We start from the raw sequence: 12,682 nt of genomic DNA, 5'->3' as shown, positions 1-12,682 counted from the left end.
CATAGTAGAAGTAATTCAAATCTGCTGGATGTTCTTGAGTTGATTTTTCCCAACTTACTTCATTAGTAATGTAACCGCCTACTCCTACAGCGTTGGGGAATTGCTCATAAGTAGCAACGAGTTTTTCAAAATAATCTTTATTCAGAATCGTATCATCATCTAGAAAAGCAACCACATCTATATCATCACAAACACGCTGGATTCCGTAATTGCGCTGTTTGGTAAGTCCGCGATGTTGTGGTGGGACTTTGAAATATTTTAATTCTGAAAATACTTTTGAGTTTTTAAAACGTTCTCGACTATCGCTCGAACTGGAAGTTGAAGTTGAATATGAATATGAATATGAACTTTCATCCTTTGAACTGACCTCGAAACCTTTCCCTGACCCTAAAGGGTAGGTTTCTTTTGAACTCGAACTTGAACTTGAACTCGAATCAAATAATAATTGCGTGGCATCATCTGTAGAACCGTCGATGATTAAAATTTCATCAGGTATTTTAGTTTGTAGCGATACACTTTCCAATAACCTTGATAAAGGTTCTGGTCGCATATACGTACAAATGATGAGTGCTATTTTCAAGTGAGCAGCGTTTTTAAAGGATCATGTAAATGACAAAAATAAGCATGTCTCACGAGGTAGTTTTCATAAAGCAGGCGATTAGATTTTTGTAAATCGATAAAAGAATCAGAATGGTGCGCCTGATGAAATTCTAGCAAAGCCTTTGAAATGTCTTGATCTACTTGAACCCTACAAATATGAAGATCCCAATCGATAACTTTTTCTAGTGGTAATTGCACATCAGTATCTACTAGCACTGGGATTTTACCTAAGGCTAGTGCTTCATAAAATCGAACCGAAAAATTACCTGCTCCACGTAAACAGAAGGTATAAGGTGAATTATTTAAGTTTTGAAAAAACTCAGTGGTAGTTTGTTCTCGTTGTAGTTCATTTACAGCTCCTGCGCGGTATTTATCACGATAAATAAAATCTGTTTGAATAACAGAATCTAACTCTAATTGCTTGAGATAGGAATACCTTTTTCCAGCCGCATTATAAATGGATTGTGCATCACTTTTATCTTTATTCAATAGTCTTTTAAAGTTCCCTTTTATTGTGGATAATAAAACTCTTAGTGATTCTAGAATGCTAGAATTTGCAAAGCCTGTAAAAGATATTTGAGGTTGATCCTTGTAATCATGAATGTTAAGTGTTAGATCGTTGCGTTCTAACGGGTCATTCATAAAAGCTGGGATCACCATGGTTTGTGAATTATTAGCAGATTTAAAACCTGCATTGCGCCATGTGATGATCGCCTCATCATTAAAGGTAGTTCCATAATCTCCACCTGTATAAACGAGTAGTTTTTTGTTCTGTGCTTTTGCTAGTTCATATAGCTCATTAAACTGGGACAGATATCCTTTTTGAGGAATGGTATAATAATTTATTGGAAAAATAAATGCATCGGCAAGTTCTAGTTGATCTACCAGTTGATAATGATTATGGACAGACTGATGCGCATTTTCGTAATAGTGCAAGTCAAAGAGTAAGGGATGAACCTGTTTTCTATTCCCGGGAATGAGTAATTCTTGACAAGTGTAGAGCTTTATCATAATCTACTGGCCCATTTTTCGCTTTGACTCCAGGCTTTTTTAAACTTCCTGTAATGGATCCAAGGCAGTTTAGTTCCTAAAGCTCCATAAGTTTTAAAAAACTGCACCATCTTATACCCTAGCAATTGTTTATGGGTATAATTCTTCTTGCGGTGATACATGATTTGTGGTGATGGTTTGGGTTGAACCTCATCTTCCTTCCATGGAAAAGCATGTGGTTTTCTAAATCCACCCATGGGAGCTTTGAGATGTAATATCTGAATTTGCGGTGCATAAATCACATCATATCCTGCACGACGTATTTGCATTCCATAATCCACATCTTCGCCATAACCATGTTCTAGTGCCCTATCAAAACTACATTTTTCTAACACCTCTCTATGAATTATGGAACATCCAGACCCGAAGGATTCCCATTGTTTAAAAGCTTGCATCCTTTCTGTTTCACCTTTTTGTAAACAGGCAAATGTGACGCATTTTGCTTTAGATCTATTTATGAGTTCTTCTACTTGAGTTGCGAAACCGTGTTGGATTCTCACATCATCATCAAAGAGTAATACCCAAGTTGCCGTAGTTTCAGCAATCGCAAGGTTTCTGGCATTACATGCTCCTGTTTGATGAATAAATTTATGAATGATTTGAAACGGCCATTTTTCTTTTTCAAGGTAATCTAATTCGGTTATTGAATTTATATCCTCGTTTTGTTCTACGATGATCACTTTTTCAGGTAATACACTTTGAGCTGCTATATCCTTGAGTACATCTTTTAAAAATGATGCTCTTCCCATAGTAGGTATCACCACATCATATAATAACGGTGCTACAGCTTTAGTAACAACAGACTTTTGCAATAGACTGACATCTAGTTTTAACGATCGTTTTTTGTAGAATTGCGCTTTCGCGAAAGCGTATAAAGGAAAACGTTTTTCATACCATACATGGCATAACAATAGTAAAAAAGTCCACCTGCGTTTATAGTGCTGCTTTACAAAACGATATAACAACACGTTACTCAATTCATTCCTACTTTGCGTGCTAGGTAATTGATAATTAAGTATTCCCAATGGACTAGATAGCTTTGCAACAGAGTTGATCCAATAAAAGAAAGATGTATTACCTGATAATTGTTCACTCAACTGATTCACAAGAGCTGAATGAATGCAGACCAATTCATCGCTTTTTATCCAAGTGGGGTACTTATTGTTATTACAAATATTTATAAACGGACTGTCCTCTACGTAGCCTATGGCCTCAAAGCTTTTGGACGATGAAGAAATAATGGTGTACGGATTTATGTATTCCTTAATTTGTTTTTTAAAAAAAGAAGTTTCTATTCCTTTTTTTGAAATCAAAATGGTTTCTTCTGGATGATTTCTAGCTGTTTTTTGAATAGCAAGAATTAATGGCTCATCAAAATATGAAGAGCTTGTAACTTTTTCATTATGGTATTCTAGATGAATCATGAATTAATTACCTGCTTATAAAATGCGGTATTTTTTTCTATAATTTGAGGTTTTGAGAAGTAAGCTTGTAAATGTCTTCGGGCATTTTTACCACATTCTAAAGCAAATTCCCCATCAGTTAACATTCTATCTATAGCATGCATAAAATTTTCTGTATGATCAGGATCAATCATTAAGCCTGTGGTCTCATTGATCATAAGTTCTGGAGCCCAACCTATATTACTAGTTACCAGCGGTTTTTCTAAGGCCATAGCTTCTAACCATGTCATAGGAAAAGCTTCGGCATAACTAGGTAAGCAAACCACTGTTGCTCCATTAATATAAGAGTTTACCTTTTCATAAGGCACTTGATTCAGAAACACCAGTCTATCATGATATTCTGGATCAATTTCTTGTTTGATTAAATCACTGGTCATTATTCCAGTTACCGCATCCTTAACATCTTTACCGAGATATTTGAGGCATACTTTATCATTGGTTTGTGCTAAAAGGTTAAAAGCTTTTGCCAGTGCGATTACTCCTTTTTTTCTAATCACAGAGCCGAAATTAAGAATATAAGGAACTTCACTTATCTGTTCTGTTGGTTTAAAATGCTCTAAGGCTATTAAATTTGGAATGACCGTTATATCAGATGAGAAATTAAAAAGTTCCTTTGTTTTTTGAGCCGTAAATGAACTGACACTGGTGATAGAAATTGCATTTTTAAGCGCCCATTTTTCAAAAAGAAAATTTTTCTTTTTTTGGGATCTATTTTCTAAATGGCAAAAATAAGTATCACTTCCATGCAATCTGATTACCAGCGGTTTTTTTAACTTCATAAAAACCGTGATACCCGTCCAGTCTGGTGCTTCTATAACATCTATGTCTTGTGAGTTGTTATTAATATACTGCTGGATGTACTTTCTATAAAAATAGAAACCGCCTAATTTATAAGACTGCTGTTTTATAAGATGGAATTGAATTCCTTTTTCTACAAAGGTTTGATGTTTCTTTTGTCCATAAATAAACAACGTAACTTGATGACCACTTTCTACCAGAGCAGTAGCAAGGTTTTTAATACTCGTTCCTATTCCTGCGCTATGCGCTACTATTGGATGCGGATACTCTGGTGTGAGATAGGCGATGTGCATTATGAAAGAATTTCTTTTATCCCATCCCAAATACGCTCACTAGCCTTTTCAGGTTGTTCTGGTTTATTAACGATGCCATACCATTTTTGAGTCATAGGCACTGGATCTAAATCACCATCCAGCAATCCTTTAATACCGTCATAAATTTCAGATTTGTTCATCGCCCAAGTGACTGAGGTTTTATAATCTGGCATGGAACGGAAATGAACGTACTTATAATTTTGCCCTATATCACGTATTCCCTTTTTGAGTTGTGGCTGCTCGTAATTAGGGTAAATCGTTGGTTTCCCATGAATCACAAAATCAAAAACCATACTGGAACATATATTCACAACCAGTTCACAGTGATAGCAGGTATTTACTAATAGTGCAAAATCTTCTTTAGTAGGCATGACTTGATTCCATTGTTCTCCCATAGGTTTCCATAAGGGATCTATAGGTGTAATGACATCTTTATATGCTTCTAAAACCGCATCATAACGGCCTGTAAAATCTATGGGGACTTTGCGGTATATGATTGCGACATCGCGCCCTTCTTCTCTCAACTTACGCACTGCAATCGCTGTATCTTCTAGATAATACTGATCCAGCGGTGAGGTCGTTTCATCATCACCAGAGAAACATATATACTTCGTTTGTTCCTTTAAACCATGATGTTCACAAAAACGCTTTCGCTCTAGCAGAATAGAACTATCATAATGCGGTTCAAACTGCGGTGTTCCTGTCACAAAAATTTGTTCCTCTTTGGTTTTAGGATAATATTCTAAGAGCTGCTCTTTCATCAGTTCTGACCATACAAAATAGTAGTCAGTCTCAACAGTAGTCATCCCTTTAGGAAGATTATCCCAACTGTAAATCCAACAAGCCGTTTTAATTCCTAAGTCTTTAGCCGCTAGTAATGGTGCAATGGCTTGTGTGGCTCGTTGTGTGGTACAAAAAACAAGATCTGGTTGATGTTCCTCTAGCTGTGCTTTTAGCTCTTGATAGCGCTTAGTAGATCGCTCTGCGGCATTCATTTGATCCATTAAGGATTGCCAGCCTTTGGGCGTAGTACTAAAAGTCTCATGAATTTTTACAAAGGCACTTTTAAGAATATTCTTTAAGCCATTCCATTTCAACGGAAATCTATACGTAGGATAAACCTTGTCCTTAGTTCGCTTTCGCGAAAGCGCTAATTCTACCCTTTTACGAGCATGACTCAGCACAGGTGTTTTAGGATGAATCTTAGTGCTCGCTATTTTGAGTTCCTTATAACCGAGTTGTTCTTCTAAGGAAAACACCGTATTGTTCCAATAGGTAATATCAAAACCCTGCTGCTCTCCTATTTCTTTGAATTGGGTAAAGGCAAAGTTGCGCAGTCCTACACCATCTGGGAAGAGAATAAATATTTTGGGATTGATTTTCAAAAGTATTTGGAGTTTTAAAAGTGCTAAATTAATGATACGTTTTAAGTTTAAGTTTAAGTTTAAGTTTAAAAATAGCTTTTTCTTAATCATCATTACTAGCGCCGCGTGGCCATCTGTCTTGAGGAAAAAGAGCTGCAGATTACTCAGTCGCTATCGCTTTTCGTAATGACGTTTCATAAGCGTTCCTTAATTTTTCCTATATTTCAACTTATCACGCTGTACCTGTTCTATGGGTAAAATATCTGTGGCTTTATAGTCTAGTGCTTGATGTACAGCTTTTAAATCACGAGCTAGTTTTCTCATTCCTGCTGGTTCTAGTGAGGCACTGTGATCTGTTCCTTTCCAGGTACGGTCTAGGGTATAATGACGTTCTACGACATTTGCTCCTAGTGTATAAGCAGCCACATCTACCGCAATTCCTAAATGGTGCCCTGAGAACCCTATGGTCTTTACTCGGTCGCCATATTTTTGAATCATAGTAGTTATATCAAGTAAACACACGTCTGGAAATGGTACGGGATAGCCTGATGTACAATTGTAAAGCACTAGATCTTTTGCTCTGTTGTGCTTTTCAAAGAATTCTACAAGTTCTTCAACTTCATCCTTAGTAGTCATTCCTGTGGAGCAGTGAATTTCTCCAGTATAGTTTTCACACAACCAGCCTAGCATTTCATAATGGTTGTTACAAGCACTAGGGATTTTAATGAATTCTGGATGTAGCCCTGCAATTTCTTTGGCGCTTGTTAGGTCCCAAACACTCGTGGAATAAGTAATTCCTACTTCTTCACAGTAGGCTTTTAACTCTGCATGCTGGTGGACATCAAATTCTAAGAATTCTCTATGTGCTCCATAAGTATCTCCATAGGAGTTTACAGGATTAGGGTGTGGTGCCTCGTATTGCTCTTTAGTGAGCAACTCAATGTTATGACGCTTTTGAAACTTTACAGCATCTACTTTACAAAAAATAGCAGCTACTTTAATCAGTTCTTTTGCGATTTCCATATCGCCTTTATGGTTTCCACCTATTTCTGCAATGGTGTATGGTTTTTTATAAGGACTCATAACGGTTGTTATATTTTATAATAAATTCAGTCGCCTCACGGATCGCTCCATCGGCGCTATTATTTTGCAGGATCACGTCTGCATGGTTTTTTATGGGTTGTGTGGCGTTTGCAGGAGTAAATGACCAGCCAGCGGCACATATATTTGCCATATCGTTTACATCATCACCTATATAAGCGATGTTAGAAAAGGATAACTTTCTATCAGTTACTATTCTAGAAAGCAAGCTGTATTTATCTTTTACGCCTAGATAAACGTCTTTGATTTTTAGTTTTTTCATTCGGCTGGCGACGATCTGAGAATCCTCAGAGGTCATGACCATGACTTCTACTCCATACTGGCGCAGGATTTCTAATCCCATACCATCACGCATGTCAAATTTTTTCATCATCTCACCATCTGCTCCGTAATAAATACAACCATCTGTAAATACTCCATCTACATCTAGAATGAGATGTGTGATGCGCTCACTTTGTTTCTTTGTTTTTAATCGTGCTGCGAGTAATTCTTCTACGATTTTCCAGTCTGTTAAGGAGTCTATCTCTGTAAGACTGTCCTCAGGCATAGGGACTGTTGCGATATTACCGCTTATTCTGTTTTGGCTTTCGCGTAAAGCGGAATCAGTAGTCACATAACAAGCTCCGTTTTCTATGAGAAGTCCGTCAAAATCTTGTCTTCGTGGTCTTTTGAAGATGTCATAATTCTTAGGCGTACCGTCTGCATGCCAGGTAAATCTATGGCTATTTACAACCGTTAAAGCGCTGTCGTAATTCTTACTATTTGCTACAGCATCTAAACAGTTATTGATGTCCTGGGCTGTGGTGAATGGCGAGGTTGCCTGCAGTAAGCAGAATAAATCAAACTTTAATGCTGAATTATTTACAAATTCCATCATCGCCATTTCAGTACTGGCCGTATCTGTGGCACTGGCGTCGCTACGTTTTACTGCCATGACTTTATCCGTCCAGTGGTATTCTTTTTCTATAAAGTCTAGAATATCTTGGTCATCAGTATAGACATAAACCTGATCGAGCTGTGAGGCGATGGCTTCTCCTAGTACCCAACAAAAAAGTGGGCGACCTAGTAGTTTCTTTTTATTCTTACCAGGAATACCTTTAGAACCGGCGCGTAATGGGATAAATCCTATGGATTTCATAGATATAAAATTGTGGGCAAATTTAGGGAATCCTTTTTATCCTTGTTTAAATATTAACCTTTAATCAATGAATAAGCTTCCCTTACATCTTTAGTTATTTTAACACGATCCAAACTAGGTACTAAATTTTTATCATTTAAACCAACTCCATTCATAAGTAACTCATTATCAAATAAAACAGATACTAAAATGTTATAGATATGGTTAACATCTTCACAATCTTCAATGAGACAGCCGTTTTTTTCATTTTCTATGATCTCAGCAGTAGCTCCACCAGGATTAGACTGAATAGGAAATGCTCCTGCGCAGATAGCCTCAAGCAAGGTATTAGGCATACCATCACTATTTGAGTTACCTATATAAATTAAGCTCTTGCATAATAACTTAATGATTTCTTCATGACTCACCAGTCCTAGTATGGTGACATGTGGTATACTGCTGTTTTTAAATGCAAGAACCTCTGGGTGTTGTGCTCCAAAAACAACAACCTCATAATTGTGTAATTCACCCTTTAATAATTCAAGTGCTTTTAACACAGGAGCAGCTCTACCCGACCTATCCTGATTTCCCTTAACGGCAATGATCTTGCGTTTTTCAAAAGGAACTTTAAATTTCTCAAATTGAGCTATATCAAAACCGCCACCACCAGGAAAAACTCCTAAGTGAGTTCCTTTAAAACCTAATTCATCTGCGATATGTTGATCGCGTTTACAATCTGCAAACATGTAATCTGTTCTGGCCAGTACAGCTTTTATATCTTTTAAATGATCTGGATCATTTTTATAATAAAACAAATCACTACCCCAAGAGGAATAAATCCAAGGAATTCTATTTTGTGACATCACTTGTAAAATAGGAGTTGCACTTAGATAAAGAGCAAAGCTATGCACTAAGTCAGGCTTGATTTCTTGTATTGTTTTTGCAAACGCATCTTCTACCCTAGTATCATATTTATGAACTAAAGCATTAAAAAGTTTGGGAAGTTTATTTTTTAAAAAGGTACGACCACGTCTTTTTAAAAACCCTTTTTTCCATCCCGTGATTTGATTCATCCAGCTCATGGATGGCGCATATCCTTGATCTTTTATATCAAACCAGAAAACTTCATGTCCACTATCCCGCAACTGCTCAGACCAGCGACGGAAGTGAATGGAATTCATGGAAACAAGTAGGATTATCATGGTTTAAGAATTAAATAAATCGTGGATTGCAGCCATGGAAATCTCTTTTTTACTGGGAGTGGTATGATCTTTATTAACAATAGACTCAAGTTCACTGCTAAAATTAGCACTTGTTTTTGAAATAAAATAATTCAACTCGTCATCAATATAGTTTGAATAAAAGTCATAACCTGCTTGATCTATGATAACGTTAGGGATTCCCATTTGATGTGCCTCAAGAAAACAACCTGAAAAATTAGAAACATGCACCACTGATTGAGCAATACTATTAATTAAAGACTGCTGAGCAGGATATTCGATGCGGTAATCATCTTCTGAAATAAATTGATTTAAATAAACTTTTAGTTCTTCAACGCTAAGAATATTTCTAGGATGTAAGCGTAATACCCATAGGTACTTACTTGATGTTATAGCTTTAAACAGTTCATCAGTAAAAAAGTAGGTTAAATTAGCTCTATTCAATACCTGCAACGTATATAATATGTGCGATGGTCGATAAGTAACTTTAGGCAAATTAAATTGTAACCAGGTATTACCTAAAGCAACGGCTCTACCATTTAGATGCCATGAGTTAATATTTGCAGCTGAAGGCTCATCCCAACACCAGTAATGCGTAGGCATTGTATTAAAACCTAATTTTGGTGTTTTTAACCATGACGTATACGCCATATGGACACCAGTTTGTGGGCCGTGTTGAAAATCTGCGCTAGGAATACCTAGTTGACCTGCTGCAAAAATTGCCGCTGCTGTATCCTCATAGCCATAATAACTAGCAATGACTAGATGTTTTAGATTAGCTTTCTGAAAAATAGTTTTAAACCAAATAGATTTACGATACACCTTATCTGTCCAATTATTCCAGTAGGATTTAGAACAGTCTAAATCACCATTATTCCAAGGCTCATTATTCAATTCATCAACAAAGTTTTCAAATAATGGCAATACTGCAATGGACTTAGAAGCTTGAACTGGGTCGCCTCTAAAAATTTTAGAAAACTTTAAACCACGCCTCAGTACTGGTAAAGAAAAGGATTGTGACTTATTTTGAACATTTGCAGGCATCTGGTCTATTTCAAGATGCAAGAAATTCAGATCAGGTTGAATCATTATGATAGGGTCAAAAAACCTATTCAGTAACGTGTTTTTATAAGAAACGCGGTGCATTTTCAGACCCATAAAAACGGTATCCACCTTATTAAGTTTTAAAATAAAATTGCGGTAGGTAAAAAATGCCTTTATGTAATTGAGCCATTTATTGCCAAAAGTAGTCTGCTCCTTTTGTGGAGTCGTTTTAACCACATCCTTTTTGATTTGATCATCACTATGTAATAAATAGAAATACAATTTAAACCTCATATTAGGCCAGATATGTATTCCATTAATCATCCATTGATCTACTGGATAATGACGTTCATAATTAAGAATGATTTCTTTAATTACTTGATGATTCATGAATGTAAATCTATAGTTAGTAAGATTTTATCATGATTAAAGTGGTAGCGATATGCGCAATTTCTATGCTGAGATATGATCCATTCTAATATTAAATTATTTGCTTCTTCTAGGGATAAGGCGCTATACTTTTCAGGTTGTTTAACCGCTTTTAATTTTTCCTTTAAGGTCTTTTCTTTTATAGAAACTTCTATAGCATAACATCCAGATGTTTCAGAAAGTGAACACAACATCGCTTTCAATTCACTTTTTAAAGTAGATACGGTGATTAGCTTTGGATCACTTAGGGTAGTGAGGTTTGTAATTTGTCCTTTTTCAAAGTTTTGATTTGCCTTAATACGTTTTAATAGCTTGGTCTGTTTTAAGTACTCTTGATTCACACGTTCTAGACCAGTATGTAATGGAGCAGTAGCGTTTAAACGACGATATGCTTTTTCATGCCATTGATGTTTGAAGAGGACTTCGCTTTCGCGAAAGCGTACCTTGTACCCAGCATTTCTCAATCGCACATGTACATCAGTATCCTCGCTGCCCCAACCGTGGTAAAACTCATCAAAACCATTAATTGATTTCAAATGTGCTGTAGGCAACACGGTGATTCCTGTTGCTTCTGAATCGGTTTGAAATTTTATTTGATAGTCATCAAAGGATTTTTCTAAAGCGCTTTCTTGTTGCGTCATGATACCTACCGTAAAGTACACCGATTCTTGTTTAGAAAAAGATTTTAAATGATTTTCAATAAATTGTGGATGCCAGATCATGTCCATATCGGATACCATAATATGGGAAGTTTCACAATTTTTAAGCACCCTATTAATACATCGCGATTTATTCCATAATTGACCTTGAGTAGGACAAAGAATAAGTTCAATATTTTTATACCTGTTGACAAGAGCTTGCAGTTCTTTGCAGTAAGTCACATCACTTCCATAATCTACGATAGTGACCTCAACCTGATCAGTGACTTGATGATGTATCGAATCCAAAGAATTTTTTACCGTTTTTAAATCACGATTTCTATTAGGTATGACTACGGCGAGTTGTTCCATAATTATTTTAGATAATGATCTTTATAAATAGATGGTACTTTAAATCTATTTAATGCGTAGTTATAGTAGCGCTTCTTAAAAAGTAGTTTCTTCAATAGTTGAAACTTTAAAAGGTAACGTAGCGGTCTTTTCTTTAATTTTTTATAGACTGGAAAACTGCAAGTACTGGTTTCATTTAAATCTAGATTGCTTAATTCTTTATCCATCCATGACTCCCATATATTTCCTAAGTGATACGCATAGTTTTTATAACAAGATAATCTATAGCCATCATTTTTAATGGTCGGAATATCAAGATATATAGCTTCAGAATTTCCACTTAATAAAAACTGGGATGGTTCTTGTGGTGCAAATAACAACACATCTCTTTTATACGTGGTACAAAAATGACTGCACCCAACAATCGCTTTTACATCTCCTTTTGTTAAGGTAAGTATAGTGTTTTTTTGTTGTTCATTTAGATAAGACCAACCTATACTATTTGCAAATTTTTCTAATGCCGCAGGATCTCCTGGAGTTTCAAATTTAACTTTACCATTCCATAGGTTCTCTAACCAAATGTTTGATGTAAATTGATTAAAGGTTTTAAATACAGGTACTGGAGCTACAGCTGTTGCTCTTGGAAAATCCTTGAATACTTGAGACACCTCTTTTTCCCAGTTGTTGAGAAACATAACGTCTCCATCAGTAATAGTAAGATAGGGTTCATCACTAGCGCCTATGACACGTCTTAGACTATTTACTTTGCCTAATTGCTCTGTTTCTAGAAGTAATTCATCTATTAAACCTTCATTTTGTAAACTGACTAGTTTTTCATGAATTGTAGATGAACAGCCGTTAGCAATAACACTTACTGGAGTTGAATTGCTAGTTGTTTTTTTAAGGCTAGAAACACAGGCATTAAATATTTTAAAAGCATCTTTATAATAATCTTCTTCATGAGGAATGTATAAAGGGATAATAACTCGATGTTGATTCTTATCACTTTCATACTTTTTATCATGAGTATCGCTGCGGCTATTACGCATTTAGACTTACTTTTTGATATGGTTTAATAACCGTTTAATCCCATCTTCTAGCGATACGAGATCTCTATTAAGAACCTTTTTCATTTTAGAAATATCTGGTTGCCTGCGTGTCATATCTCCTTCTTTTAGTGCTGGTAGATGAAT

The 12,682-nt window shown here is 36.0% G+C and carries 11 protein-coding genes; all 11 read right to left on the bottom strand.

The window, feature by feature from the left end; genetic code table 11:
* Window positions 1-580: glycosyltransferase family 2 protein (locus ACTF48_RS10085; protein WP_438963033.1), on the bottom strand; the 580-nt coding region annotated here is incomplete at its 3' end.
* On the bottom strand, window positions 577-1,611 hold the full coding sequence (locus ACTF48_RS10080; RefSeq protein WP_438963032.1) for an exostosin domain-containing protein: 1,035 nt from the start codon (window positions 1,609-1,611) through the stop codon (window positions 577-579). The genes ACTF48_RS10085 and ACTF48_RS10080, both read right to left, overlap by 4 nt.
* Window positions 1,608-3,074, bottom strand: a complete 1,467-nt coding sequence (locus tag ACTF48_RS10075; protein WP_438963031.1) for a glycosyltransferase family 2 protein — start codon at window positions 3,072-3,074, stop codon at window positions 1,608-1,610. Before ACTF48_RS10075 ends, ACTF48_RS10080 begins: the two co-directional genes overlap by 4 nt.
* Window positions 3,071-4,204 carry a glycosyltransferase family 4 protein gene (locus ACTF48_RS10070; RefSeq protein WP_438963030.1) on the bottom strand — a complete coding sequence of 378 codons (1,134 nt, stop codon included), beginning with the start codon at window positions 4,202-4,204 and terminating at the stop codon, window positions 3,071-3,073. The genes ACTF48_RS10075 and ACTF48_RS10070 overlap by 4 nt, the downstream gene beginning before the upstream one ends.
* On the bottom strand, window positions 4,204-5,610 hold the full coding sequence (locus ACTF48_RS10065; RefSeq protein ID WP_438963029.1) for a UDP-glycosyltransferase: 1,407 nt from the start codon (window positions 5,608-5,610) through the stop codon (window positions 4,204-4,206). The genes ACTF48_RS10070 and ACTF48_RS10065 overlap by 1 nt, the downstream gene beginning before the upstream one ends.
* A gap of 186 nt (window positions 5,611-5,796) precedes the next feature.
* Complete coding sequence (locus ACTF48_RS10060; protein WP_438963028.1) at window positions 5,797-6,672, bottom strand: N-acetylneuraminate synthase family protein; 876 nt, start codon at window positions 6,670-6,672, stop codon at window positions 5,797-5,799.
* The gene (locus ACTF48_RS10055; protein ID WP_438963027.1) at window positions 6,659-7,828 is read right to left on the bottom strand and encodes a cytidylyltransferase domain-containing protein; all 1,170 of its coding nucleotides are present in this window, start codon (window positions 7,826-7,828) and stop codon (window positions 6,659-6,661) included. The genes ACTF48_RS10060 and ACTF48_RS10055 overlap by 14 nt, the downstream gene beginning before the upstream one ends.
* Before the next feature lie 53 nt (window positions 7,829-7,881).
* Window positions 7,882-9,009 (bottom strand): glycosyltransferase family 4 protein, encoded by a 1,128-nt coding sequence (locus ACTF48_RS10050; RefSeq protein ID WP_438963026.1) that lies wholly within the window; start codon window positions 9,007-9,009, stop codon window positions 7,882-7,884.
* Window positions 9,010-9,012: 3 nt separating this feature from the next.
* On the bottom strand, window positions 9,013-10,461 hold the full coding sequence (locus ACTF48_RS10045) for a hypothetical protein (protein ID WP_438963025.1): 1,449 nt from the start codon (window positions 10,459-10,461) through the stop codon (window positions 9,013-9,015).
* Window positions 10,458-11,510: a glycosyltransferase family 2 protein gene (locus ACTF48_RS10040; RefSeq protein ID WP_438963024.1), complete on the bottom strand. Its 1,053-nt coding sequence runs from the start codon at window positions 11,508-11,510 to the stop codon at window positions 10,458-10,460. The genes ACTF48_RS10045 and ACTF48_RS10040 overlap by 4 nt, the downstream gene beginning before the upstream one ends.
* A gap of 2 nt (window positions 11,511-11,512) precedes the next feature.
* Window positions 11,513-12,538, bottom strand: coding sequence for a hypothetical protein (locus ACTF48_RS10035; RefSeq protein ID WP_438963023.1), 1,026 nt, complete (start codon window positions 12,536-12,538; stop codon window positions 11,513-11,515).
* Between the last annotated feature and the right edge of the window lie 144 nt (window positions 12,539-12,682).

Source organism: Nonlabens sp. (assembly GCF_965660805.1).
Taxonomy (GTDB): domain Bacteria; phylum Bacteroidota; class Bacteroidia; order Flavobacteriales; family Flavobacteriaceae; genus Nonlabens.
This window is presented reverse-complemented; position numbering and strand designations above follow the sequence as displayed.